The sequence below is a fragment of the Streptomyces sp. CB01201 genome, from assembly GCF_002803085.1.
Classification (GTDB): Bacteria; Actinomycetota; Actinomycetes; order Streptomycetales; family Streptomycetaceae; genus Streptomyces; species Streptomyces hundungensis.
This window is the reverse complement of record NZ_NNBJ01000020.1, coordinates 73,989-99,771: the sequence shown is the minus strand read 5'-3', so window position 1 is coordinate 99,771 and position 25,783 is coordinate 73,989. Positions and strand designations below refer to the sequence as shown.

Below are 25,783 nucleotides of genomic sequence, written 5' to 3'. Positions count from 1 at the left end.
GGGCGGTCAGGCCCCCTTCAGCAGGAGTGAACGGTGCGTGGTGAACTCGGCGTTGGCCCGGTCGTAGTCGTCCGGGCGTCCGATGTCCAGCCAGTAGCCGTCGAACGCGTAGGCATGCGGCGGGGTTTCGGCCTTGAGCAGGTCCAGGACCAGCTCGTCGAAGCCCAGCGGCAGGCCGGGCGTGTAGGTGGCCAGCGTGCTGAGCGACAGGCCGTACACGCCCATCGACACCCGGTAGTCCATGCTCGGCTTCTCGGTGAAGGCCACCACCTTGGTGTCGTCGGTGGTCAGCACCCCGAAGTCGATGTGCACCTTGCGGGCGTAGGTGGCGATGGTCAGCGGTGCCCCGCTGGTCCGGTGCTGGGTGAGCACGTCCGCGTAGTCGAGGTCGGTGAGGATGTCCCCGTTCATGACGAGGAAGGATTCCGGCAGCCGGTCACGCATGGTCAGCAGCGGGCCGATGGTGCCGAGCGGGCTCTCCTCGGTGCTGTAGTCGATGTCCAGGCCCCAGCGTTCGCCGTCGCCCACATAGGCGCGGATGATCTGGCCGAGGTGGCCGATGGCGATGGTGCAGCTGGTGAACCCGGACGCCGCGAGCTGGCGCAGCACGATCTCCAGGATCGCGTGCTGGTCGCCGATCGGGACCAGCGGCTTGGGCAGCGCCGTGGTGTACGGCCGCAGCCGGACGCCCTTGCCTCCGGCGAGTATCACTGCGTGCATGGGAGCCTCCCTGAGAGTGGGGACTGCAGAGTCAGATGTTGTAGATGCCGGTCTTGTAACGCGCGAGGTTGCCCGGGTCGCGGAAGAACTCCGCGGTCCGCTCAAGGCCCGACTCCAGGCCGAACCCCGGCTGCCAGCCGGTGGCCTCGGTGAGCCGGCTCGCGTCCGCCACCAGACGCATCACTTCGGAGTTGGCGGGTCTGATGCGCTGCTCGTCCTCGCGGACGTCGAGCTCGGCGCCCATGACCTTGCCGATGAGCCGCACCAGGTCCCCGACCGAGATCTCGGTGCCGGTACCGGCGTTGAACGTGCGCCCCACGACCTGCTCGGCGGGGGCGGTGCCGACCGCGAGGAAGGCCCGCGCGGTGTCGGCGGCGAACGTGAAGTCCCGGGTGGGGCGCAGATCGCCGAGCGTGATGGTGCGCTCGCCCGCCGCGACCTGGCCGATCACCGTGGGGATCACGGCCCGCATCGACTGGCGCGGACCGTAGGTGTTGAACGGCCGCAGCGTGACCACCGGAGTGGCGAAGCTCGCGAAGTAGCTGTCCGCGAGCCGGTCCCCGCCGGCCTTCGAAGCGGCGTACGGGGACTGGGTGTTGATGGGGTGGTCCTCGGTGATCGGCACGGTCTGCGCGGTGCCGTACGTCTCGCTGGTCGAGGTGTGCACCAGGCGCGGCGTGCCGAGGGCGCGGACCGCCTCCAGGACGTTGAGCGTGCCCGTGATGTTGGTGTCCACGTAGCTGTGCGGGGCCTGGTAGGAATACGGGATCGCGATCAGGGCAGCCAAGTGGTAGACGGCTTCGGCCCCTTCGACCAGACCGCGCACCGAGCCCGGGTCGCGGACATCGCCGAGGACGATGTCCACCTGGTCCAGGACGTCGGGGGACAGGGTCTCCAGCCAGCCGTAGGACGAGAACGAGTTGTACTGGGCCATCGCGCGGACCCGGTGCCCCGAGGCGACGAGGGCCTCGGTGAGGTGGGATCCGATGAAGCCTTCGGCTCCGGTGACGGCGACAAGCGGTGCGGAGGACAACTGCCGCTCCTCTCAAGGTGGTTCGGTACGTGTGGTGATCGTTCGGGTGCGGTGTGTGAGGCCCTTGGTCCGGCTGGTGCGCCGGTCGGGGGCCGTGGTGCCGGGGTCAGGCGTGTGCGGTGGGCCGCCCGAGCAGGTGCAGGGTGGTGCCCGTCAGGGCCAGGGCGGCGGCCGTACAACAGAGGAGCTCGGTGAGCGGCCCCGGCGGCGGCGCGGCCAGGGCCGCCGACGCGATCCCGGTCGCCGCCGCGAGGCTGACGGCGGCCGGGATCCAGGCGATGCCGAACGCCTGGAGCAGCAGCGCCGTCCACAGCAGTGCGGCGAGCGCGAGCAGGGGCGCGGGTTCGGCGCCGGTGAGCAGCGCCGCGGGGATCAGCGGCAGCAGGTAGACGAGGAGGCAGCCCCCGAGCACGGCGGCAGAGCGCCGGCGGAAGGCGGCCGGGGTGGCCGTCGCCCGCAGCGCCGCGACCGACAGGCCCCGGTAGCGGTAGAGCAGCCATTCGGCGGGGCCCATGCTGAGCGTCAGCGCGATCACCGCGAGCGGATGCTGCTGTCCGGCGAAGGCCACCAGCACCCCCGCCGCGAGCCCGAACAGACCGTACGGGAGCGAGGCCGCGAGCGGCGGTCGCACCGGGGCCGACGCGGGCTGCAGCTTCAGGGCCTGGCGCAGACAGTAGGCGGCGGTCGCGACCACCAGGACGAGCGTGAACACGCTGATCCCGATCCGCAGCGGTGCGCCCGGTTCCCGGAACGGCAGCGCGGCGGCCCCCACCATCAGCGGGGCGAGCGCGCCGAGCAGGAGCCGTTCGCGGGCAAGGACCAGCAGGATCCCGGCCGCCGCGAGGTAGCAGGACTGGCCCGCCACGAAGAACGCGGCCGGGCTCGGCCCCGCGATCGCCAGGCCCGTGACGAAGGCGAGCAGCGCGCCGAGCGGCGCTCCCGCCATCAGCGTGCGGGCCGCCTCGGCCCGGCCCGAGGCCATCCGCAGATAGGCGCGGTGGCCGAGCCCCTGCCCCCAGGCCCACGAGATCAGACCGGCCACGATCAGGGCGAGCACCGCCCGGTCGCTCTGCCACAGCCGGGCGGTGAGGGGATAGGCGAGTCCGGGCAGCGCGAACAGCGCGCCGCGCAGCCCGCAGCGCACCGGGTCGGGCTTCCAGGGGTCGGCGGCCGCGGGCGGCTCGGGGAAGCTGCGCGGCACCCGCCGGTACAGATCCTCGGCCAGTGCGAACAGATTGCGGTGGCCGTACTCGTCCGCGATCTGCTGGGCCGTCAGGCCCTCTGACTCCAGGACCGCCGCGACCTCGTAGGCGTGGACGGCGGGCCCTATCTGCTCGGCGAGTTCGGCGGCGAGGCGGTCCACCGCCGCGTCCTTGCCCCACCGCGCGGACCGGCGGCCCGGCAGGCGGAGCGTCATCGTCGACTCGGTGGCGAGCCGCAGCGTCAGCGTGTCGTCGCGGCCGTCGGGCGGCCCCAGACGGATGGGCCCGCTCACCCCGCCACCCGGCTCAGCTCATCGGCCCTCACCAGGCGCAGTGCCATGGTGGCGTCCTCGTGGCCGGCTCTTCGCCGTGCCGGGACGAGCCGGTCGCGTGCGGAGAGTTCCAGATAGATGGCCCGGAAGGTGTCGACGGTCTGGCGCAGCGTGAACTGCTCGACGACGCGCAACCGTGCCGCTTCCCCCATCGCGGCCCGGCGAGCCGGGTCCCCCAGGAGTTCCAGGGCCGCCGCGGCCATCGCGGCCGGATCGCGCGGCGGCACCACGAGTCCGGTCTCGCCGACCGCCTCGCGCACCCCGCCCACATCCGTGGAGACGGTGGCCCGGCCGCAGCTCATCGCCTCGATGAGGGTGAACGGGAACCCCTCGCTGATGCTGGACAGCATGACCACGTTGCCCGCGGCGTAGGCGTCCCTGATGTCCTCGACGCGGCCCTCGAAGGTGACCGCCCCGCCCTGGTCGAGCGACTGGGCGAGCGCCTCGCAGCGCTCCCGGTAGGCCTCGCCGCCCCGGGGCGTGCCGCCGAACAGGCGCAGGGTGGCCTCGGGCAGCTCGGCCCGCACCTTGGCGAAGGCGCGGATGAGGGTCTCCAGGTCCTTGATCGGGTCGACTCGACCGGCCCAGCTGAGAGTCGGGGCGGAAGGTTCCGGTCCGGCGGGCGGGAACGCCGCCGGGTCGACCCCGTTGTAGACGGTGCGTATGAGCTGGGGATCGGCCCCGCCCTGCTCCTCCCACAGCCGGTTGTACTGGTTGCCCGGTGTGATCAGCGCGGCCCGGCGGTACGTTTCCTCGGCGAGCAGCCGGAAGAAGCCGAGCAGCACGGCCTTGACCGGCCAGCGGTAGGGGGCGGTGCGGTAGCCCAGGTAGCGCTCGCGCAGATAGACGCCGTGCTCGGTCAACAGCATTGGTACGCCGTGGAGTTCGGCGCCCACCAGACCCGGTAGTACGGCCACTCCGCCGCTCACCGCGTGCGAGACGCCCTGGGTCGGCGGGGCCGCGGCGAGCGGCCGCAGCGCGTGCTCCAGGAGCCCGGTCGCGGTGACCGCGTCGTGCAGCGTCGGCCGGGCCTCGCGGACCGCGAGCCCCGGGCGGTTCCACACCTCGGTCAGGACCCGGATCGCCGCGTCCCCGCGCAGGGCGGGGCTGAGCTGCCCGTCGCGGGCGGCCCGGGCCATCTCGTAGAGGGCCGGCCCGAAGCCGTCCTCGGCCGAGGGGTCGAGCAGGGCGGTCAGAAAGCGTTCGTAGGCTGCCATGAGGCGCCGTTCCTGTCGGCCGCGCGGGGCCGAACCTGCGGGCGCCGGGCCCCACATGGGGACCGAGACGGCCTCGGAGGCGTGCGGCGGGAGGTCCCAGACGGTGGCTTCGCGTCCGGTACCGGTGACCGCGATGATGTCGAAGTCGATGTCGGGCATTCCGGTGACGAGCTGGTCGCACCAGACGCTCACCCCGCCGTGGCTGTGCGGATAGGTGCCCTCGGTGAGCAGGGTGACCCGCGCCGCGCCGGAGCGCGGCGCGCGGTGTGGTACGTGCATGCATGCGCTCCGCGGCTGAAGAGAGCGGTGGGTGGTGAATGCGGCCCGGCGGTCCGCCGCCGCGGGGGCGGCGGACCGTCGGAGCTGGAGCGGACCGGTGTCAGCGCCGCTCGGCGCTGTACGGGACCGGCTTGGTGAGACCGGCGGGGACCGGCGTGCGCGGTGCGCTCCCCGGGGTCACGCGCGCGGCGGACGACGCGGGGTGGGACTGCGGGGCCAGGGCTCTGGCCGGAGCCGGAGCCAGGGACAGGGCGACGCTGCTCTGCCCGGACTGCGGCGACACCCAGCCGGACACGCTCCCGGCATAGGCCTGGCCGAACGCGGTGGTGCCGCTGCCCAGGACCTGGCCGGTGCCGTTCGGCATCGTCGCGGTGACGGCCACGCCCGAGGGGGCCTGCACGGTCACGCTGTCGCCGATCCGGTACGCGGTGACCTGGCCGGCCTTGACCGCCGTGTTCCAGGCGCCCCGGTTGCGCAGCTCGGCGCCGATGTCCTTCATCCGCAGGTTCACCAGCGGCGCACTGGGCGCGTACAGCGCCTTGTACTGGCCGAGCACCCCGTCGAGCACGGGGTAGCCGATCCGGTCCTCGGCGAGGTTGGACTGGTGGATGAAGTGCGGCCGGGGGTCGTTGCCGAGCACATGGCCGAGGGCGACCTGGGTCTCCAGGGGCACGATGTGGCCGGTGTATCCGGTGGCCGGGTCGAGCGGCGCGGGCAGACACGTGGTGTTCGGGAGGTCGTCGCACAGGCCGCTGCCGCCCTGGGTGCGGCTGGTGTAGATCCAGTTGTACTCGTCGACCTGCTCGGAGGCGTGGCCCGCGTTGTAGAAGATGTTGATCGGGTAGCGGGCGACGGTGAGCGCCGGGCCGACCTGGCGCTGCACGGGGTCGCGCGACATGTCGGCGCCCAGCCACGAGATCCTGTTGGTGGTGAGCGAGGGGGCCAAGTAGGGATTGTCCTGCGGCTGTTGGGGCAGGAGCTTCATGCCGGAGTGCTCTCCGGTGACCAGCTCGTCGGACTCGACCGGAAGCCCGACGCCCTGGGCCCACTGCTGGTTGTCGGATATCTCCTTGGATATCTCCGACTGGCTGACGTACTTGGTGGAGCCGTCCGGGTTGGTCGCGCACTTCCACGGCACGACCGTGACGTTCTGCTCGCAGCCCAGGAAGGCGTGGTCGTAGGTGTGGTTGATCCAGCGGAAGTCGCTCTTGGCCGCGACGAACGCGTCGGCCAGCTCATCGGCGCCGTTGTGGTTCTCGCGGTACTCGACGCTGCCGCCGCCGTTGTAGGCGAGGTCGAGCGTGAAGCCGCGGGACTTCTCCCAGGCCACGGCGTTCTGCACATCGGCCGGGGTCATCCGGATCGAGTCCTCGACGCCCTGCCCGGGCGGGCAGTCCACGTCGCCCGGCGTGCAGTTGAGGGTGGAGTCCCACCGGTCGTCACCGGCGAAGACGTCGTCCACGTGGACCGCGAAGTAGTTCCGGGAGGCGCCGAGCCGGACGTTCTGCGTCATCCAGTCGACGATGCCCCGGGCGAGCAGCTTGAACTGCTGCTGGTACTGGTTGTACGCGAAGGTGACGACCAGCTCCCGGCGCCCGTCGTGGCGGTACTCGCCGACGAGGCTGCCGTTGCCGGACTTGCCGGGTATCGGAGCCTCGACGTAGCTCGTGAAGTCCGCGCCGGCGGCCGGCTGCGAGAGGAAGGCGTAACTCTCGCCCACCGAGGGCGAGTTGTCCTCGAACGGCACGCTCCCGTTGAGGTAGCCGAACGGCCCGGTGCTGCGGCCCGCGGCGGTCACCTGGGCCTTGATGCCGTCCACCGAGCCGCTGTAGCCGCTCGTGGCGGCCGGCTGGAGGCCGACCTGGGGGCGCGCGTAGGTGTAGGCGTCGACCTGGGGTATCGCATACGTCTTCTCGTACGCGGAGAGCGCGGCCATCTCCGCCGAGCCGGTCGGGAAGGGGTTGTCGTTCGGCAGCACCACGGCCTGGAACTTGGCCCGGGGCGCGCCGTTCACGGTGTCGGCGAGGAACGCCTGGTCGATCACGGGGCGGCCGGACCGCGTCAGATCGACCTCGGTGTACGGAGTGCCCTCGCCGTCGAGCTCGGCGGTGATGGCGTCGGTGGCGGGTCCGCCGTCCGACACGACCAGAACCTTGAGGTCGACGCGCGGCGCGGGCGTCGCCGAGTACGCCGGCGCCGCCGGCAGGCCCATGGCGAGCAGAACCGTGCCTGCGGCCAGGCCGGTCAGATGTCTGCTGCGGTGCGTATTCCGCTTCACGCGGTGAAGTCCCCTCCCCTGGAGGTCCGTTCGGCTCCCCTGCCTGTGCGGACCCCGCCCACGGCGCAACGGCCGCGCCCCGATGAGGAGGGCCTGCCGTTCCGCTCTGACGCGTCACATAGTGCGGGTCTTCGGGGAGTTTTCGAGTGGCTACTGTGAAACATGACGAAAAAATGTGGCCGACGTGATGGGGCGCAGGCCGGTGCACGATCCGGTGTGAGCGATTCCGGTCCGTCGCGCCGGTAGCCGCCGGGCCCGGAAAATCGGAGCAGTCGGGCGGGGTAACCGCTTTCGGTGCAGGGGGCGCACGCGGGCGCAAACCATCAATGGTCCAGACAACCAGGCGTTCCGGGACGTATACGGTTTTCGGCCACACGAGCGAAACATCCGCTCGAATCCCTGCCGTCGGCGCTCATTTCCGGACACACGAAACCGGCCGACCCGGGGGGATGGGCCGACCGGCGAACGTGGGCCGCGGCTGCGGGCGACCGGTCCGGTGCTAGTGGACGGCTGCCGGGGCGGGAGTGGCGCAGTTGACCCGCAGCGTCGGGGAGTTGAAGGTGCCGTCCTGGTGGCTCTGGCTGTCGTTGAACTCGTAGTAGACGTACGAGTAGAACGCGATGTTGCCGTTGCAGCCGGAGTCCGCGGCCACCTGGACCGGGATGGTGACGGTGCGGCTGGTGCCGGGCGCCACGGGCACGGAGTAGTTCACCCCGAGCGTGGTGGTGCCGGTGCCGGTGCAGGTCACGCCGGTGCCGGAACACGAGGCGAGCGTGTACTTGAGGTCGGGGCGCTGGGTGGTCGCCCAGGTCGGCTGCACCGACTGGTAGACGAACCACACGTCGGTGGTCTGGTTGTTCGTGAAGGTCATGCTCAGGTTGACCGTGCTGCCGGGCTTGGCCGTCGTCGCGTCCGCGCTGAAGCTCACGTCCGGGGTGGCGGCACTTGCGGACTGGCCCATGCCGAACAGGGCGAGGGAGGAGGCAAGGGCGGCGGCGAGGCCGAAACGCCTCAGGTGTGTGATTCGCATGAGGACGGAGAGTAGGAGGAAGAACACGCAACGTCCGCCGGATCCTCACCATGCGGGGACCTCGCTGGCCAGAACCCGGCAGGCATGAACTGGCCGTTGAATGACGCCAGTTGGCATCTTGACGCCAAACCGGTCGCAGCCCGGAGGGGGAGTGCCCCTCGGTTGCGGCCGAACGCCTGACCGATAATCGATGCTCCTCGGCGCGCGCAGCAATGGCGCATTCCGTCCCCGGACGCGCCACGGCCCCCTGCCCCGCGAGGGGAGGGGGCCGTGCGCCACGAGAGGGGCCCTGCGGCCGGCGGGCTCAGTTCTGCGGCGGGGTCTGCTGCGCCTGCTGCTGTGCCGCCTCGACCGACTTGCGGACCTCGTCCATGTCCAGGCCGCGGGCCTGGCCGATGACGTCCTCCAGGGCCGCCTCGGGCAGCGCGCCCGGCTGGGCGAAGACCGCCACGTTGTCGCGGACGATCATGAGCGTCGGGATCGACCGGATGTCGAAGGCCTGCGCCAGCTCCTGCTGGGCCTCGGTGTCCACCTTCGCGAAGACGAGGTCGTCATGGCGCTCGGACGCGGCCTCGTACACCGGGGCGAACTGGCGGCACGGGCCGCACCACGACGCCCAGAAGTCGATCAGCACGAACCCGTTGTCGGACACGACCGAGTCGAAGTTCTCTTTGGTCAGCTCGACAGTGGCCATCACTCACACCTCTTCCCGGCCCCGGGGGTGGGACCGTCTCGCACAACCGCGTGCGCCGACGCGGTATTCCATCCTTGGCGGGTGCCCCTGTGGCCACGGAGTACACCGGGCACCAGACTGTGCGTATGACCGAAGCCGAGGAATACGACGTGGTGGTGCTGGGTGCGGGACCGGTGGGCGAGAACGTCGCCGACCGGGTGCGGGCGGCCGGCCTGAGCTGTGCGGTGGTGGAGAGCGAACTGGTCGGGGGCGAGTGCTCGTACTGGGCCTGCATGCCCAGCAAGGCCCTGCTGCGCCCGGTGGTCGCGCGGGCCGAGGCCCGCAGGGTGCCGGGGCTGCGCCAGTCGGTACAGGGGCCGCTGGACGTCCAGGCCGTGCTCGAACACCGCGACGACTACACCTCCCACTGGAAGGACGACGGCCAGGTCGAATGGCTCGACGGCATCGGCGTCCACCTCTACCGCGGCCACGGGCGCCTGTACGGCACCCGCAAGGTCAGCGTCACCAGCCCCGAGGGCGAGCACCACGTCCTCACCGCACGGCACGCCGTCGCCGTGTGCACCGGCAGCCGCGCCCAGCTCCCCGACCTTCCGGGCCTGGCCGACGTGAACCCCTGGACCAGCCGCGAGGCCACCAGCGCGCAGCGGGCGCCGGGCCGGCTCGTGGTGGTCGGCGGGGGAGTGGTGGCCGTCGAGATGGCCACCGCCTGGCAGGCGCTGGGCTCCCGGGTCACCGTCCTGGTGCGCGGCGACGGGCTGCTCCCGAAGATGGAGCCGTTCGCCGGGGAACTGGTCGCCGACGCCCTGCGCGAGGCGGGCGCCGAGCTGCGCACCCGCACCTCGGTCACGGACGTCGTCCGCAATGTGGCGACCGGCGCGGTGACGGTCTCGGTGCGCGGCCCCGAGGGCGACGAGCGCATCGAGGCCGACGAGATCCTCTTCGCCACCGGCCGCGCCCCCCGCACCGACGACATCGGCCTGGAGACCATCGGCCTCGACCCCGGCACCTGGCTGCACGTCGACGACTCCTGTCGCGTGGAGGGCAGCGACTGGCTGTACGCGGTCGGCGATGTGAACCACCGGGCGCTCCTGACCCACCAGGGCAAGTACCAGGCCAGGATCTCCGGCGCGGCCATCGCGGCCCGCGCCGCGGGGACCCCGGTCCTGGAGAGCGACCCCTGGGGCGCCCACGCGGCGACCGCCGACCACGCGGCCGTGCCCCAGGTCGTCTTCACCGACCCGGAGGCCGCGTCCGCCGGGCTCACCCTCGCCGAGGCGCAGGCCGCGGGCCGCCGGGTGCGGGCGGTCGACTACGACATGAGCGGCGTCGCGGGCGCCGGGCTCTACGCCGACGGCTATACGGGCAAGGCGCGCATGGTCGTCGACGAGGACCGGGGTGTCGTGCTCGGCGTCACCTTCGTCGGACCCGGTGTCGGCGAGCTGATCCACTCGGCGACGGTCGCCATCGCCGGCGAGGTCCCCCTGGAGCGCCTGTGGCACGCCGTTCCCTCGTACCCGACGATCAGCGAGGTGTGGCTGCGCCTCCTGGAGACGTACCGGGGCTGAGCGGAACTACGCCGCGAACGCGTCGACGCCGGTCAGCTCCGCCGAGAGCGCCCAGAGGCGGGCGGCCTGTCCGGGGTCGGTCGCGTGCGCGCGCACACCGGCGGTGAGCGCGCTCGCGTCCAGCTCGCCGTCGGTGACCCCGTTCGCGCCCGCCGTCACGAGTTCCGCGATGTCGCAGTCCTCGCAGTAGACACCGCCGAGGCCCGTGAGCCGCGGCGAGGTCGCCGCCCACACCTGGGTGGCGGCGCCCTGCTCGGGGGTCTTGAAGTCGAGCGACCAGTTGCCCTTGGCGTCCACCCAGCCCGCCGCGAGCCGTTCCTCCTCGGAGACATGGCGCACCAGCGGGGTGTTGATCTCGCCGGGGTGCACCGCGAACGCGCGCACGCCCGCGTCCCGGCCGAGCCGGTCGAGGTGCACGGCGAACAGCACGTTGGCGGTCTTGGCCTGACCGTATGCCTGCCACTTCTCGTAGCCGAGGCGGAAGTGCGGGTCGTCCCAGCGGATGGCGGAGAGCTGGTGGCCCCGCGAGGAGACGGCCACGACCCGGGCGCCGCCCTCGGCGAGGGCCGGCCACAGCCGGTTGACCAGGGCGTAGTGCCCGAGGTGGTTGGTGGCGAACTGGGCCTCCCAGCCCGGTCCGACCCGGGTCTCGGGGCAGGCCATCACGCCGGCGCTGTCGACCAGGACGTCGATGGTGCGGCCGGAGGCGAGGAAGCGGTCGGCGAAGGCGCGCACACTGTCGAGGTCGGCGAGGTCGAGCGGGTCGACCTCCGCGCCCGCGATGTCCGCGACCGCCGCTCGGGCCACGTCGGGCCGCCGGGAGGGAACGACGACATGGGCGCCCGCACCGGCCAGTGCGCGGGTCGTCGCCAGGCCGATCCCGGAGTAGCCGCCGGTGACGACCGCCAGCTTTCCGGCGAGGTCGGTCCCGGCCAGTACGTCCGCGGTGGTGCTGCGGGCCCCGAAGCCCGAGCCGATGCTGTGCTGAGGGGTGTGCTGCTCGGATGTGGTCATGCCGGCGACGCTACGAGTTGAAGTGCACTCTCAGTCAACTCGCCCTGTGCGTACGTCGGTTGACGATCGCCGGGGTGCCGTCGCCCACCGGCCGGCCTTCCCGTGCGGGGCGCGGCGATGGGCCGGGGCAGGAGGGGCATCGACCGTGCGTAATACTCCCTGTATGACCCCACGTATTACGACGCCCGGGGCGGGAGGCGGCGTCGGCATCCGGCGCGCGACCGCGCGCGACGCCAAGCGGCTGACCCGTCTGGTGCGCGGATCCCGCGCCTACGAGGGCCCGTACGCGCCGATGGTGGACGGCTACCGGGTGGGGCCCGACTACATCGAGACCCACGAGGTCCATGTGGCGAGCGGCCAGGACGGCCGGGTGCTCGGCTTCTACGCCCTGCTCCTGACCCCGCCCGAGCTGGATCTGCTGTTCGTCGCGAACGACGCCCAGGGGTACGGCGTCGGCCGGCTCCTGGTGGCCCATCTGAAGGAGCGGGCGCGCGCCGCGGGCCTCGACCGGGTGCGGATCGTCTCGCACCCGCCCGCCGAGGGCTTCTACCTCGGGGTGGGCGCGCACCGGATCGGCGTCGTGCCGGCCGACCCGCCCGCGGTGATGTGGGACCGGCCGGAGCTCGAACTCCCCGTGGGTGACCGCGGTCATCCGGTTGCCTCCGGTCGATATGCCGGATAAGCCCTCTTGCGTTATGAATCGGCATGGCAGGCCATCCGCGACTGCCGCCGTGCCGGAGCAGGCCCTCCGCGCGATGGGGCCGCGGGGCTCCGAGACGGCCGGGAGAGGGCGACATGGCGGAGAGTGCGGGACAGCCGGGAGACAGCGGTGTGCGGGGCGACCGGAGCGGACCGGGCGTGGCGCCGCCCAGCGGCGCGACAGCGGTCGGTCGGCGTCGCCGGCTGCCCTGGAAGGCGCGCAGTGATCTGACGGCTCATCAACTCAAACGGCGCAAGCTGGCCACCCGGGGCGCGCTCGCGGTGTGCCTGCTGTGCGTCGGCGCGGTCGGCTACTCGGTGGGCGAGGCGCTGACCTACCCCGGCGACGACAGCACGGCGGCCCGCCTCGCCGGGTGGGCCCGCGAACACGAGCTGGGCGTGGTCGTGGACAAGCTGGAGAACCTGCACTACGAACTCGACCCCCCGCAGGTCGGCGGCTCCCTGCCGAGCGCGGCGCTGGCCCGGATGCGGGCGACGGCCCCGCCCGTACCGGTCCACCACCAGAACGTGCCGCTGCGCGCCCCGATGCGGCCGCTGGTCAGCCCGGCGCTGCCGGGTGAGGGGGTGTGGCGGGTGCTCAGCGCCGCCCACGGCGACCCCGTGGTGCAGGGGACGTATGTGAGGCCCGACGCCGACCACACCTCGTACCAGGCGGCGATCGCGTGGATCAGCGGCAGGAAGGCGCGCTTCGAACTGCACCCGGGGGTGCGTGAACCCGGCGGCAGCTTCTCCGTCCCGCCCAATGTCCCGGAGGGCAGCCGCACCGGCCTCCTCGCGACCTGGAACGGCGGCTTCAAGGTCACCGACGGCGGCTCGCGCGGCGGCTTCTACCTCGACGGCGAGACGGCGGGGCAGCTGCGCGACGGGGCGGCGTCGGAGGTCTTCTACCGGGACGGGTCGATCAGAATCGGCCAGTGGGGGCGCGACATGAGCATGACGCGTGACGTGGTCGGCGTGCGCCAGTGCCTCGACCTGATGGTGGACGGCGGCAAGGTCGTGCCCGACATCGACGTCGACTCCAAGTGGGGCGCCACCGACCAGAGCCGCATGTTCGTCGAGCGTTCGGGCGTCGGGGTGACCGCGCAGGGCGACGTCATCATGGTCGTCGGCCAGGCCCTCACGGCCCGCACCCTCGCCGAACTCATGCAGCAGGCGGGCGCCGTGCGCGCGATGCCGCTCGACATGAACCGTGCCTGGCCCTCCTTCATGAGCTACGACCCCACGAAGAACCCGGCCAACCCCACGCCCACCAACATCCTCGACTTCGACAACCCGCCGGAGCGCTACTACAACCAGGCGACCAGGGATTTCGTGGCGGTGTACGCGAAGTGACCGGGTGACCGCGCCCCTACTTGCATGGATGTGCAAGTAGGGGTTACGGTCGACGGGCCAGGACGGAGAGACCGCCCGGGAACCAGGCCGAGGGGGTGAGGACATGGAACGAAGTCGCGAAGGCGCGGACCGGCATCGGACGCGCGACCCCCTGTCCCCGCACCCCCGCGGCCCCCGGTAGCGCCCCTCGGCGTGCCGCGAGGCCGGCACGTCCGGCCGCCCGCGGCCGGGTGAGAGGAGTTCCCATGTCCACCCTCACCACCTTCGACTTCGCCCTGCGGCTCGCCGTCGGCGTCGGCTGCGGCGCACTGATCGGCATCGAGCGCCAGTGGCGGGCCCGGACCGCGGGGCTGCGCACCAACGCCCTCGTCGCCGCCGGGGCCACCCTCTTCGTGCTCTACAGCGAGGCGGTCGGCGACGAGACCAGCCCCACCCGGGTCGCCTCCTACGTCGTCTCCGGCATCGGGTTCCTCGGCGGCGGCGTCATCCTGCGCGACGGCGCCTCCGTGCACGGCCTCAACACCGCGGCCACGCTGTGGTGTTCGGCCGCGCTCGGGGTCCTCGCCGCGTCCGGTCGGCTCGACCTCGCGCTGATCGGCACCGCGGCCGTCCTCGCCGTCCATCTGCTGCTGCGCCCCGCGGGCCGCCTGCTCGACCGGGCGCCCGCGCCCCGCTGCGGCCCCGAGACCTCCGAGGTCGAGGACGTACGGGACGAGGCTCGGGCCCCCGCCGGATGCGACCGGCCGGTCGTGGACCGGCCGTCCGTCAGGTTGCCGGCACGCCGACCTGGGACCAGGCCTTGAGCACCGCCTGGATCTCGTCGCCCTCGCCGTAGAGGCTGCGCGCGGTCGCCGCGGTGAGCCGTGCGAAGTCGGCGAACTGGGCGTCCTTGCCGAGTTCGCCGCCGGTGAGGGTGGCGTACCAGATCTTTCCGGCCCGCTCCCAGGCGTTGCCGCCGAGCGCGGTGGCCAGCAGGTAGAAGGCGTGGTTGGGGATGCCCGAGTTGATGTGCACCCCGCCGTTGTCGCGGCTCGTGCGGACGTAGTCCTTCATCGCGCCCGGCTGCGGGTCCTTGCCGAGCTGCGGGTCGTCGTACGCCGTGCCGGGCGCCTTCATCGAGCGCAGCGCCGCACCGTGGACGCCGGGGCCGAGCAGTCCCGCGCCGATGAGCCAGTCGGCCCGGTCCGCGCTCTGGCCGAGGGCGTACTGCTTGATGAGCGTGCCGAACACGTCGGACACCGACTCGTTGAGCGCGCCCGACTGGCCGAAGTAGTCGAGGTTCGCGGTGTACTGCGTGACGCCGTGGGTCAGTTCGTGGCCGATGACGTCGACCGGCAGCGTGAAGTCGAGGAACAGCTCCCCGTCCCCGTCGCCGAACACCATCTGCTCGCCGTTCCAGAAGGCGTTGTCGTACTTCTCGCCGTAGTGCACGCTCGCGGTCAGCGGCAGCCCGGAGTCGTCGATGGAGTGGCGTCCGTACGCCTTGAGATACAACTCGAACGTGGCACCCAGGCCGGCGTGCGCGCGGTTGACGGTGGCGTCCGTCGAGGGCTGGTCGCTCTCGGCGTGCACCTTGGTGCCGGGCAGCGTCTCCTGGTGCCCGGCGTCGTAGATGGTGCGGTCCGGCTGGTCGGACGGGGTTCCGGTGGGGGCGGCGGCGCCGCGGACCGTGGTGATCCGGCGCTGGGTGCGCAGCTGGGCGTCGTGCTCCAGGGTGCGGCGCGCGGGCCCGTACACGGCGGGGTCCTCGTGCTGGGCGAGCCGGTCGAGGATGTGAGGGGGTACGACGGAGCAGAAAACGGCGGGATTGTTCATGCGCAGCAATGTGGCACAGCGTGATGCAACTGTCACTGCACGCAGTCGAGTTGGCCTGAATGTGACGTCCGACGGGCGCCCCTGGTCGATCAGGGGCGCCCGTGCTATCGGCCGTCGGCGCGTGTGAGCACGCGTGCGCGGGTGGGGCTCACGCTCCGGCGTGCGCGGGACCGGACCCCGGCTCGGGGAAGTCGCCCGCCATCGCGGCCGCCATCCGCAGATGCGGCGCCGCCTCGGCGGGGCGGCCCTGGCGCTCCAGGGTGCGGCCCAGCATCAGCGTGGCGTACTGCTCGACCGGGTCGCGTACGAGTACGGCCCGCAGTTCGGCCTCGGCCTTCCCCAGTTGGGCGGAGTGGTAGTAGGCCCGGGCCAGGAGCAGGCGCGGGGCCACCTGCTCGGGCACCTCGGCGACCAGGCCGGTCAGGATGCCCGCGGCGGTGACGTACTCCTTGGCCTCGAAGAACATCAGGGCCCGGCTCCAGCGCTCGGCCGCGGTGCCGAACTCGTAGTAGCTGTCGGTGACTTCGTCGCGTGCGGTGGTCATGGGTGCGTCCTGTTCCGCGGGCCCCGGGGTGGAGCCTCGCGCCTCGCTCAACACACGTATGTTGTTGAACATTCCACCACCATGTCCCGACCGTGCGGGGTGGGCCCGCTCAGCGTGCGGCGGCCCTGTGCCGGCGGGCCAGCACGGCGACCAGGGCCGCGATCGGGACGATCAGGGCCAGCGTGACCGGTCCGGTGCCCCAGCCGAGTCCGGCCCTGCTGGTGGGCACGCCCATCCAGTCGGCGAAGGAGGCGCCGAGCGGCCGGGTGAGGACGTACGCCCACCAGAACGCGGCCACCGCGTTGAGCCCGAGGTAGCGCCCGGCCAGCGCCGGCACGGCGATCAGGGCGGCGAAGAGGAAGCCCGACGCGAGGTATCCGAGGTGCAGCGTGCCCGCCGTGAGGTCGCCGACCGCGGTGCCGAGGGCGAAGGTGGCCAGCACGGTGGCCCAGTAGAAGGTCTCCCGGCGTCGGGTGCGGATGCTGTGGATCGACAGCGTCCCCTCGCTCAGCTGCCAGGCGATGAACACCGCGGCGAGCGCCACGCTGAACGCCACCGTCGAGACCGCGTACGGGATGCCCGCGATCACGTGCACGACATCGGCGGCCATGGTGCCGAACACGCTGACCATGACGATCGCCGACCAGTACGTCCACGGCCGGTACCGGTCGCTGCGGAACTGCGCCACGAGTGCGACGACGAGACCGCCGAGGCCGAGGGCGCCGGCGGGGATCGGGCCGAGCGTGCGGCCCAGGTAGTCCGAGGCCGTCTCTCCCATGCCGGTGGTGAGCACCTTGACGATCCAGAACAGCGCGGTGACCTCGGGCACCTTGCTCAGGGCGGACTCGGCCGGCCCGCCGGCCCGGTGGGTGCGTCCCTCCGGTAGCGGCCTCGTCATCGCCTCGCTGCTGGGCTGCCCCATGTCGTCCCGCCCTCCCGGCGCGCCGCGCCCGGACCTCAACCGCCTTGATTCCGGGCATGGTTGGGCCCACTGTGTCCGGCCGGCCGTTGATCGCGGCCCGGCGAATGTCTACGTGACTGTAGACGATGAAGATGGGGGAGAGTGCGGGAGGGGGTGGCCCGTCGAGGGGGCGCGACCGGCGGGGAGTGGACGCGGCGCACAGCCCGCGCACAGGTGTTTGACCTGCGATGACTCCCGCATGAAGGTCCCTTGACTACATGCGTGTAGACGACCTGGGCCTTTCGTGACTAAGGTATGCCTTCGCTAACTGAGGCGAGGCACGCCTTCGCGGGCTGGGGAGAACGGCATGTGGGACGACGCGTTTCCAAGCTTCTTGATCGGACTGAGGGAGGGACTCGAAGGTGGGCTGATCGTCTCGATCCTGATCGCGACGCTGGTCCGTGCCGAGGCCAAGTCCCGCCTGCCGCAAGTGTGGACGGGCGTGCTCGCGGCGGTCGCCCTCGCGATGAGCTTCGGTGCGGTGCTCACCTTCTCGGCCGCCAACATGCCGACGACGGCCCAGGAGGCGTTCGGCGGCACGCTCAGCGTGATCGCGGTCGCGTTCGTCACGGCGATGGTGTTCTGGATGCGCCGCTCGGCGCGCACGCTCGCCGGCGAGATCAAGGAGAAGGTCACCGGGGCACTGGCCATGGGCGCGGGCATGCTCGTCGTGACCTCGTTCCTCGCGGTGGGCCGGGAGGGCCTGGAGACGGCCCTGTTCCTGTGGACCACGGCCCAGGCGGCCGGCGAGTCGGCGGGCCCGATGATCGGCGCCGGGGTCGGCATCGCCATCGCCACGGGGCTCTGCTGGGGCCTGTACCGCCGGGTCCTGAAGATCAACCTCACGAAGTTCTTCACCGCCACGGGCGCGGTCCTGATCGTCGTCGCCGCGGGCGTCCTCGGTTACGGCCTGCGCGACCTCCAGGAGGGCGGGGTGCTGCCCGGCAAGTCCGCGTACGCCTTCGACCTGAGCCGGAGCATCGACCCGTCCGCCTGGTACAGCACCCTGGTTCAGGGCGTGTTCAACCTGACGCCGACGATGACGTGGCTCCAGGTCGTCGCCTACGTCGGGTACCTGGGTGTGGTGATGGCGCTGTTCGTGCGGGGCGTACGGGGCGCGACGGCGAAGCCGGCCAAGACTGTTGCGGCCGCCGGTGCGGCCGCCGGTGCGGCCACTGATGTGGCGGCGGAGCCTGGTGCTGGTGCTGGTGCTGGTGCTGGTGCTGGTGCTGGTGCTGGTGCTGGTGCCGCGGTGCCCGGGCCGTCGGGGGTGCGGGCTCGGCGCCGGCCCGTCTGGCTGGTGCCGGCCGCGGTGGTCGCGGTACCCGCCGTCGTCGCGGGCGCGGTCGTGGCTCTGAGCGGGTCCAAGCCGGCCGGCGCGGGGACCGTCTCCGTCTCCGAGCGGGACTGCGGCAAGGGGTTCACCGCACCGAAGCCGGGGCGCCAGACCTTCCAGATGCACAACACCGGCGACAAGGCCTCCGAGGTCTACCTCATCGACCCGGCGACCAACGCGGTGTACGGCGAGATCGAGGGCCTGGCGCCCGGCACCACGCGCGACCTCGTCGCCACCGTCGCGGGCGGCTCCTATGCCTGGCGCTGTGTGCCCACCGGCGGAAAGGCCGTCACCTCGGCGGCCGTACGCGTCAGCGGAGGCGGCGCGGCCAAGCCGGTCGTGCCGGTCGCGGAGGCCGATCTGGCCGCACCGCTCACCGCGTACAAGCAGTACGTGAACCAGGGCCTGAGCACCCTCGTCGCGCAGACGAAGCAGCTGAGCGACGACATGGCCGGCGGCGATCTGAACGCCGCCCGCACGGACTGGCTCACCGCACACCGTACGTATGCCTCGCTCGGCGCCGCCTACGGCACGTTCCAGGACTTCGACAAGAAGATCAACGGCCGGACCGCGGGACTCCCCGACGGCGTGCACGACAAGGCCTTCACCGGCTTCCACCGCATCGAGTACGGCCTGTGGCACGGCGAGTCGGCGAGTGACCTCAAGGCGCCGGCCGCTCAGCTCGCGATGGATGTGACAGGTCTTCAAAAAGCCTTCCCCACACAGGACTTCGATCCCGCAGACCTGCCCCTGCGCACCCACGAGATCCTGGAGAACACCCTCCAGTTCGAGCTGACGGGCGAGGCCGACCAGGGCAGCGGAACCACCCTCGCGACCGCCGACGCCAACCTGGCCGGGACGCGTGAACTCCTGGGCGTCCTGCGCCCGTTGCTGGCCGCACGCGACGCGCGGCTTCTCTCCGTGGTCGACGGGGACATCACGCGGATGCAGAAACTGCTCGACTCCGCTCACAACGACGGGAGTTGGACGCCGGTCGGCCGGCTGGACCCGATCGCGCGAGCGCGGCTGAACGGCGCGACCGGCCAGCTCCTGGAGGACCTGGCCCCGGTGCCGGACCTCCTGGAGATCCGCAAGTCCGCCTGATGCCGCGCCCCGAACCGCGCCCCGAACCGCACCCCGATCCGCCCGCCGAGGGCCCCGGGCGACCGGCCGGCCGTCACACACCGACCCCCGCACATCCCGAAGGGAACCCCGTCATGTCCGCCGAATCCCCTGCCCCGCAAGGCGGTTGCCCCGCCGGCCGGCGCTCCTTCGTCAAGACGGCCCTGGGCGCGGGCGCGGCCGGCGCCGCTCTGGCCGGCGGAGGGTTCGCGCTCAGCCAGACGGGCGCCGGGCAGGCGCACGCGGCCGCCACCGGCGACGGTGGCGCGGTGCCCTTCCACGGCGCCCACCAGGCGGGCATCCTCACCGCGCAGCCCGCGGCCGCGACCTTCGCCGCGCTCGACGTCATCGCCGACAGCCGCGAGGGCCTCGCCGAGCTGCTGCGGACCATCACCGAACGGGCCCGTTTCCTCACGGCGGGCGGCGCACCGGCCGACCTCGGCGTCGGCGCCCCGCCGTCCGACAACGGCATCCTCGGCCCGGTGGTGCCCGCCGGCGAACTGACCGTGACCGTGGGCGTCGGCGCCTCCCTCTTCGACGACCGGTACGGCCTCGCCAAGGCCAAACCGCTCCGCCTCACGCCCATGCGGACCTTCCCCAACGACAACCTGAACCCCGCCGAGTGCCACGGCGACCTCTCGCTCCAGATCTGCGGCGCCCGCCAGGACGTGGTGCTGCACGCACTGCGCGACATCGCCCGCCACACCCGCGGCGCGATGCAGATCAAGTGGCGCATCGACGGCTTCCAGAACGCGCCGCGCCCCACGGGCGCCCAGCGCAACCTGCTCGGCTTCAAGGACGGCATCGTCAACCCGGACGTGACGTCCACGCGCGAGACCGACCGGCTGATCTGGGTCGGCAACGCGCTGGGCGAGCCGTCCTGGGCGGTCGGCGGCAGCTACCAGGTGATCCGCGTCATCCGCATGCTGGTCGAATTCTGGGACCGGGTCTCGCTCACCGAGCAGGAGAAGATGTTCGGCCGCCGCAAGGACACGGGCGCGCCCCTGGACGGCGCGGTCGAGACCGACACGCCCCAGTACGCCAAGGACCCGCAGGGCAACGCGATCCCGCTGGACGCCCACATCCGGCTGGCGAACCCCAGGACCGCCGCGACCGACAACTCCCGCATCCTGCGCCGGGGTTACAACTACGACCGGGGCATCGACAACGTCGGCAACCTCGACATGGGCCTGGTCTTCTGCTGCTACCAGCAGGACGTGAAGCGCCAGTTCGAGGCGACTCAGGAACGCCTCGTCGACGAGCCGCTCGTCGACTACATATCCCCGACGGGCGGCGGCTACTTCTTCGCCCTCCCCGGCGTGAGGGACGCCTCCGACTGGCTGGGACGGGGGCTGTTGGGGAGGTGAGGGCGCGGCCGACGGGGGGGCCGACCGGGTTACGGGGCCGCTCCAGGTCACCCGGTGGCGCCCGGCGCGACCAAGCTCCCCGGGCGCACGGACTGCCCCGCGACAGCGGGTCCACCTGCGGCGACGACCGGTAGCGCGGGACGCTTCCGGTGAACGCGGCACGCCGGGCCCGCGAGGCAATAGGTTGGCCGCATGAGCAATCTCGATCGCCAGCCCGCGCTCTCCGTCTGCGGCGGACGCGGCTTCGTCGTGGCCGAGCCGGTCCGCGAGCTCCTCTCGCCCCGCACCGTGCGGCTCGGCGAGTCCACCGAAGTACGCCGACTGCTGCCGAACCTGGGCCGCCGGATGGTCGGGGCCTGGGCCTTCGTCGACCACTACGGCCCCGACGACATCGCCGACGAACCCGGCATGCAGGTGGCCCCGCACCCGCACATGGGCCTGCAGACCGTGAGTTGGCTGCACGAGGGCGAGGTGCTGCACCGCGACAGCCTGGGCAGCCTCCAGACCGTACGCCCGCGGGAACTGGGCCTGATGACCTCCGGCCGGGCCATCAGCCACTCGGAGGAAACCCCCAAATCGCACAGCCGGTTCCTGCACGGGGCCCAACTGTGGGTCGCCCTGCCCGACGCCCACCGCAACGTCGAGCCGCACTTCCAGCACCACGCCGAGCTTCCGCACGTCACCGCGCCCGGCTTCGACGCGACCGTCATCCTCGGCGAACTCGACGGTGCCGAGTCACCCGGCAGCACCTACACGCCCATCGTCGGCGCCGACGTGACCCTGACGGCGGGCGCCGAGCCCCGCCTGCCCCTGAACCCCGACTTCGAGTACGCGGTCCTGTCCATGTCGGGCGAGGCGCAGGTGGACGAGGTACCGCTGCTTCCGGGCTCGATGCTCTACCTGGGCTGCGGCCGCACCGAACTCCCCCTCCGCGCCACCTCCGACGCCTCCCTGATGCTGCTCGGCGGCGAGCCGTTCGAGGAGGAGATCGTCATGTGGTGGAACTTCATCGGCCGCTCCAACGACGATATCGCTCAGGCCCGTTCGGAGTGGATGAACGGTGATCGCTTCGGCGAGGTGAAGGGGTACGACGGCCCCCCGATTCCGGCACCCGAACTCCCGGGAGTGCCGCTGAAACCGCGAGGCCGGGTGCGCTGATCCGGGCCCCCGCTCACCGTGCTCGACCCGCAGGTGATCCGTCCCCACGTCCTGGAGGGGCCGCCGTGGAGCACGTCGGCGGCCGCGCCGGATCACGTCCTTGCCGGGGCGTGGGGGAGGCAAAGCGTGAAGTGGCCGCCCGGTCCCGCGGCGGCGGCGAGTCGGCCGCCGTGGTTCGCCGCGATGTCCCGGGCGATGGCCAGGCCGAGACCGGTGCCTCCCGCGTCGCGGCTGCGCGAGGCGTCGAGGCGCGTGAACCGGGTGAAGACCCGTTCCCGGTCCGCCTCCGGGACTCCGGGGCCGTCGTCATGGACCTCCAGGACGACGGCCGGCGCCCCGTCGGTGACGGTCACGGTGATTGCCGTTCGGGCGTGCCGCTGGGCGTTGTCGAGGAGGTTGTCGAGGACGCGGGCGAGCTGTCCGCGGTTGCCGTGCACGAAGGCCGGATCCGCGGCGTGCACCGTGACCGGAACCCGGCCCCGGGGGCGCCGGGCCGTGGTGGCCCGTACGAGCTCGGAGAGATCGAGGAGGCTCCGCTCCGGGGTCTGGCCGGCGTCCAGGCGGGCGAGCAACAGCAGGTCGTCCGCGAGCTGTTGGACCCGGATGACGTCGTCGAGCAGTTCGGGTCCGTGCAGCAACTGCGGGTGGGCGATGGCGACCTCGACATGGGCGCGCAGGGCGGCGATGGGGTTGCGCAGCTCGTGCGAGGCGTCGGCCACGAAACGGCGCTGGCGGTCCATGGACTCCTCCAGCCGGTCCAGGGTGGCGTTCATGGTCTGCGAAAGGCGGGCCACCTCGTCGCGCGAGGCCGGCACGGGGACGCGGCGTCCGAGGTCGCGCTCGGTGATCTCCGCGACCTCGGCGCGGATCGCTTCGACGGGCCGCAGGGCGCGGCCGGTGGAACGCCAGGTGACGGCGGCGACCAGGAGCAGGAGCAGCGGGATGCCGGGGATCATGGAGTTGATGATCAGACGCTGCGTGTAGCGGGCCGTCTCCAGGCTGGTGCCCGCGTAGACGGTCGCCCCGGAGCCGTTCGCCGTCGTCGCGCGGACCGCGACGAGCCGGTACGGGTGGGGGTGCGGGTCGGGGGACAGGGCCAGGTCCAGGCTGCGGGCAGCCGAGTTGTGGCCGGGGGCGGGTTCGAAGGAGGCGACGGGGGCACGGCCCGCCAGATTCTCGCTCGCGGCCAGGATCCGGCCGTCGTCGGCGACGACCTGGAGCAGGCTGTCCTCGCCGTCGGGGACGGCGAGACGATCGACGAGCCGGCCGGATGCGCTCACGCCGGCCACCGCGTCGGCGCGTGCCCGTGCGGTGTGCTCGGCCGATCCGACCAGTCCGTGGCGGATCACGCCGAGCAGCCCGGCGCAGGCGGCCAGGAGGGCGACGGCGACGACGGCGACCGCTCCCAGGGTGCTCGCGACCCGCACGGACCCGAACGGAAGCGGGAAGATCCGGCGGCGCGAGGGCTGCCGGGGCCACGGCGGTTGCCCGTGCCGCTCGTGCCCCTCGTGCCGCTCGTGCCCCTCGTGCCGCTCGCGCCCCTCGTCCCGCTCGTGCTGCCGGCGCCGCCCCTCGTCCTGCTCGTGCCGCTCGCGCTGAGCGCCCTTGCGCGGCTGTGCCGGCTTCGTGCTCTGCCCGCGTTGCCCGCGTTGCCCGCGTTGCCCGCGTGGCTCCGGTGACGGAGGGCCCGCGGCCCCGCCGGAACGCGGCGGCCGGCCCTGGGCTTGCGGCTGGCTCTCGTGGGGTGGGGCGGAGTCGTCCGGGAGGTTCACCTCGTCGCCCGAGATGCGGGGTTCAGGCGGTAGCCGATGCCGCGGGCCGTGTGGAGCAGTGACGGCGGATTGTCGTCGGCCGGCTGCCGGAAGGGCCGGTCGAGCTTGCGCCGGAGCGCGCTGATGTGTACCTCGACGATGTTCGGGTCGCTGTCGGCGGGCAGGTCCCATACCTCCTCAAGGAGCGCCCCCTTGGACACCGCGACCCCCGGCCGCCGCGCGAGCACGGCGAGGAGCTCGAACTCCTTGGCGGTGAGGGGGATTTCGGTCCCCGCCCTCGTGCACCGCTTGTTCCCCGGTTCCAGTACGAGGTCTCCCGCCTCGATGACGGCCGGCCTGCCGCCGCCTCGCCGCCGCAGCAGGGCGCGGAGCCTGGCCTGGAGGACCAGGTAGGAGAACGGCTTGGTGAGGTAGTCGTCGGCTCCGGTGTCGAGCCCCTCGGCCTCGTCGTACTCGCTGTCCTTCGCGGTCAGCATCAGGATCGGCGTCCAGAGGCCGGCCGCCCGCACGGTCCGGCACACCCGGTGGCCGTCGAGGCCGGGCAGCATCACGTCCAGGACGATCACGTCGTACGCGTCCGTGAGGGCGAGCCGCAAACCCTCGTTGCCGTCATGGGCGACATCGACACTCAGCCCCTCGGCCTCGAACCCGCGGCGGAGCACGGAGGTGAGGGAGACTTCGTCCTCGACGATCAAAATACGACTCATTGACCGGATTCTACCTATTGGTTCCTGGTGCTGGCGGGCGTGATCCGGACGCGACGGATCAGCGGGGGACGTGCCGGGACCAGTCGTAGAAGTCCCTGCCGAAGTTGCCGGAGCGCTCGCGGATCTCCTGCTCGGAGATGCGGCCGCCGTTGGCGCGCTCGCCGGAGCCGTCGGTGGCGGAACCCGTGCCGGAGTCGTTCCCACCGTCCCGGGTTGCCTTCGTGGAGCCGCTCTTGTGCTCTTCGTGGCGGGCGATCGCGCCCGTCTTCGCGTCCACGTCCACCTCGTGCCGGACCGTGCCGTCGCTGATGCGGATCTGCCAGACCGGGCCGGACTCGGTGCCCTGGATCGACAGCCGCGTGACGAATCCGCCGCCCGCCTCCTCGACGGCGGTACGGACGGCGGCCTCACGGTCCACCTTCGCCGAGGCCAGCTTGGCGAGTGGGATCCCCAGGTACTGACGGGCCCGCTCGGGCATCTGGTCGGCGCGGTTGCCCAGGAGGGCGCCGGTGGTGGCGTCGATCTTGAGGTTGTGGACGCGGGGGTCGGCCGTCATGACGTCGACCTTCCAGACCTGGGTGCCGTGCTCGTTCTCCAGCCGCACCTCGGTCATGCGGCCTCCGGACACCGCCTTCTCGGCGGTGACCAGGGCCTGTGTGCGGGAGGTCTTGGGTCCGCCCCGCTCGGGCGAGGCGGAGGCATCAGGGTCGGAGGCGGCCGGATCCGGAGCCTTGGCCCGTGCGGTGACGGGCGTCTCGGCTGCTGCCGGGGCGGTGCTCTTGGCGGCGCGGGCCTTGTCCACGCCGGCATCGGTGTCCGACCCGCCGCAGGCGCTGAGCGAGACGGCCAGGACCCCCGCCGCGAGGGCGACGGCCGCCGGGCGGCGGTGGCGCCGCGCGGGTCCTGCGGTGTGCGGCCTGACGGTGGCGCTGTTGTTCATGGGTACTCCCGAGCGGTGTGTTTCACCGGATGGCGATGACTCCACTCTCGGGGCGCGTCCTGAACCGTCCCTGAAGTCTCCTGAAGCCGGCTTCAGGATTGCCGGAACAGCTCACGGCGGGGCGGATCGGAGCAGGCGTGCGAAGGTGGTGCATGACATCAGAACGATTCGAGGTCACGCGCCAGATCGCCGCGACCCCCTCAGTGATCTTCGACGTGCTGCGGTCCCCGCAGGGGCACGTGCGCATCGACAGCTCAGGAATGTTGCAGTCCGCCGAGGGCGCGCCGGTGGGCGCGGTGGGCGACGAATTCCTTGTGCACATGGACCGGGAGGCGCTGGGGGACCTTCCCATGGGCCGCTACGACGTGACCGTGATCATCACGCGCTACGAGCGCGACGCCGTCCTGGAGTGGACGATCTCGGGCACCATCCAGCCGCCGACCCGACACCTGTACGGCTATCGGCTCGAACCCAACGAGTCCGGCACCGCCGTCACGTCGTACTACGACTGGAGCGAGATCGACGACAAGTACCGCGAGGCCGGCATCTTCCCCGTGATCCCCGAGGCCGGTCTGCGTGCCACGCTCGGCATCCTTGCCCGCACCGTCGAGTAGCTCCCCCGCTCGCGCCAGATAGCTCAACTCG

21 protein-coding genes and 1 pseudogene are annotated in these 25,783 nt (G+C 72.2%); 8 read left to right on the top strand and 14 right to left on the bottom strand.

Annotation, left to right across the window (positions count from 1 at the left end):
* Positions 1 to 6: 6 nt before the first annotated feature.
* The 7 genes from CG740_RS32600 to trxA all read right to left on the bottom strand — a co-directional run bounded on the left by CG740_RS32600 (position 7) and on the right by trxA (position 8,785).
* Positions 7 to 720, bottom strand: coding sequence for a sugar phosphate nucleotidyltransferase (locus CG740_RS32600; protein WP_100578916.1), 714 nt, complete (start codon positions 718 to 720; stop codon positions 7 to 9).
* Between the two features lie 31 nt (positions 721 to 751).
* A complete protein-coding gene (locus CG740_RS32595; RefSeq protein ID WP_100578915.1) occupies positions 752 to 1,753 on the bottom strand; it encodes a GDP-mannose 4,6-dehydratase in 1,002 nt (333 codons plus the stop codon).
* 106 nt (positions 1,754 to 1,859) lie between these two features.
* Complete coding sequence (locus tag CG740_RS32590) at positions 1,860 to 3,248, bottom strand: hypothetical protein (protein WP_100578914.1); 1,389 nt, start codon at positions 3,246 to 3,248, stop codon at positions 1,860 to 1,862.
* Positions 3,245 to 4,783, bottom strand: a complete 1,539-nt coding sequence (gene pelF, locus CG740_RS32585) for a GT4 family glycosyltransferase PelF (protein ID WP_100578913.1) — start codon at positions 4,781 to 4,783, stop codon at positions 3,245 to 3,247. Before pelF ends, CG740_RS32590 begins: the two co-directional genes overlap by 4 nt.
* 100 nt (positions 4,784 to 4,883) lie before the next feature.
* Positions 4,884 to 6,995: a hypothetical protein gene (locus CG740_RS32580; RefSeq protein WP_100578959.1), complete on the bottom strand. Its 2,112-nt coding sequence runs from the start codon at positions 6,993 to 6,995 to the stop codon at positions 4,884 to 4,886.
* Positions 6,996 to 7,560: 565 nt separating this feature from the next.
* Positions 7,561 to 8,091, bottom strand: coding sequence for a hypothetical protein (locus CG740_RS32575; RefSeq protein WP_100578958.1), 531 nt, complete (start codon positions 8,089 to 8,091; stop codon positions 7,561 to 7,563).
* Between the two features lie 304 nt (positions 8,092 to 8,395).
* A complete protein-coding gene (gene trxA / locus CG740_RS32570) occupies positions 8,396 to 8,785 on the bottom strand; it encodes a thioredoxin (protein WP_100578912.1) in 390 nt (129 codons plus the stop codon).
* A 125-nt stretch (positions 8,786 to 8,910) separates the two neighbouring features.
* Here trxA and CG740_RS32565 point away from each other — a divergent pair, with 125 nt between their 5' ends.
* Positions 8,911 to 10,350 carry a dihydrolipoyl dehydrogenase family protein gene (locus tag CG740_RS32565; RefSeq protein ID WP_100578911.1) on the top strand — a complete coding sequence of 480 codons (1,440 nt, stop codon included), beginning with the start codon at positions 8,911 to 8,913 and terminating at the stop codon, positions 10,348 to 10,350.
* A gap of 6 nt (positions 10,351 to 10,356) precedes the next feature.
* Here CG740_RS32565 and CG740_RS32560 read toward each other — a convergent pair whose 3' ends face one another.
* Positions 10,357 to 11,364 (bottom strand): SDR family NAD(P)-dependent oxidoreductase, encoded by a 1,008-nt coding sequence (locus tag CG740_RS32560; protein WP_100578910.1) that lies wholly within the window; start codon positions 11,362 to 11,364, stop codon positions 10,357 to 10,359.
* A 163-nt stretch (positions 11,365 to 11,527) separates the two neighbouring features.
* Between CG740_RS32560 and CG740_RS32555 the strand changes: the two genes are divergently transcribed.
* The 3 genes and pseudogenes from CG740_RS32555 to CG740_RS32545 form a co-directional block, all read left to right on the top strand.
* Positions 11,528 to 12,046 (top strand): GNAT family N-acetyltransferase, encoded by a 519-nt coding sequence (locus CG740_RS32555; protein ID WP_100578909.1) that lies wholly within the window; start codon positions 11,528 to 11,530, stop codon positions 12,044 to 12,046.
* 113 nt (positions 12,047 to 12,159) lie between these two features.
* Positions 12,160 to 13,416, top strand: coding sequence for a phosphodiester glycosidase family protein (locus CG740_RS32550; protein ID WP_159030447.1), 1,257 nt, complete (start codon positions 12,160 to 12,162; stop codon positions 13,414 to 13,416).
* A gap of 245 nt (positions 13,417 to 13,661) precedes the next feature.
* A pseudogene (locus CG740_RS32545) lies at positions 13,662 to 14,159 on the top strand (MgtC/SapB family protein); the annotation flags it as partial.
* Positions 14,160 to 14,181: 22 nt separating this feature from the next.
* Here the strand turns inward: CG740_RS32545 and CG740_RS32540 are convergent.
* From CG740_RS32540 to CG740_RS32530, 3 genes are all read right to left on the bottom strand, one after another.
* Positions 14,182 to 15,231 (bottom strand): M4 family metallopeptidase, encoded by a 1,050-nt coding sequence (locus CG740_RS32540; RefSeq protein ID WP_100578906.1) that lies wholly within the window; start codon positions 15,229 to 15,231, stop codon positions 14,182 to 14,184.
* 148 nt (positions 15,232 to 15,379) lie between these two features.
* A complete protein-coding gene (locus tag CG740_RS32535) occupies positions 15,380 to 15,775 on the bottom strand; it encodes a tetratricopeptide repeat protein (protein WP_100578905.1) in 396 nt (131 codons plus the stop codon).
* Between the two features lie 109 nt (positions 15,776 to 15,884).
* Positions 15,885 to 16,697, bottom strand: coding sequence for a COG4705 family protein (locus tag CG740_RS32530; protein ID WP_100578904.1), 813 nt, complete (start codon positions 16,695 to 16,697; stop codon positions 15,885 to 15,887).
* Positions 16,698 to 17,043: 346 nt separating this feature from the next.
* On the opposite strand from CG740_RS32530, the gene efeU reads away from it, so the two are divergent.
* From efeU to CG740_RS32515, 3 genes are all read left to right on the top strand, one after another.
* Complete coding sequence (efeU, locus tag CG740_RS32525) at positions 17,044 to 19,176, top strand: iron uptake transporter permease EfeU (RefSeq protein ID WP_100578903.1); 2,133 nt, start codon at positions 17,044 to 17,046, stop codon at positions 19,174 to 19,176.
* Positions 19,177 to 19,289: 113 nt separating this feature from the next.
* The gene (gene efeB / locus CG740_RS32520; RefSeq protein WP_100578902.1) at positions 19,290 to 20,561 is read left to right on the top strand and encodes an iron uptake transporter deferrochelatase/peroxidase subunit; all 1,272 of its coding nucleotides are present in this window, start codon (positions 19,290 to 19,292) and stop codon (positions 20,559 to 20,561) included.
* 192 nt (positions 20,562 to 20,753) lie between these two features.
* A complete protein-coding gene (locus tag CG740_RS32515) occupies positions 20,754 to 21,719 on the top strand; it encodes a pirin family protein (RefSeq protein WP_100578901.1) in 966 nt (321 codons plus the stop codon).
* A 92-nt stretch (positions 21,720 to 21,811) separates the two neighbouring features.
* On the opposite strand, the gene CG740_RS32510 is transcribed toward CG740_RS32515, so the two are convergent.
* The 3 genes from CG740_RS32510 to CG740_RS32500 all read right to left on the bottom strand — a co-directional run bounded on the left by CG740_RS32510 (position 21,812) and on the right by CG740_RS32500 (position 25,138).
* Entirely contained in the window at positions 21,812 to 23,146 is a 1,335-nt protein-coding gene (locus CG740_RS32510) for a sensor histidine kinase (protein WP_234376606.1), read from the bottom strand.
* Between the two features lie 341 nt (positions 23,147 to 23,487).
* Positions 23,488 to 24,198 (bottom strand): response regulator transcription factor, encoded by a 711-nt coding sequence (locus CG740_RS32505; protein ID WP_100578900.1) that lies wholly within the window; start codon positions 24,196 to 24,198, stop codon positions 23,488 to 23,490.
* Between the two features lie 58 nt (positions 24,199 to 24,256).
* Positions 24,257 to 25,138, bottom strand: coding sequence for a PepSY domain-containing protein (locus CG740_RS32500; RefSeq protein ID WP_100578899.1), 882 nt, complete (start codon positions 25,136 to 25,138; stop codon positions 24,257 to 24,259).
* Between the two features lie 152 nt (positions 25,139 to 25,290).
* Here CG740_RS32500 and CG740_RS32495 point away from each other — a divergent pair, with 152 nt between their 5' ends.
* The gene (locus tag CG740_RS32495; RefSeq protein WP_100578898.1) at positions 25,291 to 25,752 is read left to right on the top strand and encodes an SRPBCC family protein; all 462 of its coding nucleotides are present in this window, start codon (positions 25,291 to 25,293) and stop codon (positions 25,750 to 25,752) included.
* The last annotated feature ends 31 nt before the right edge of the window (positions 25,753 to 25,783 follow it).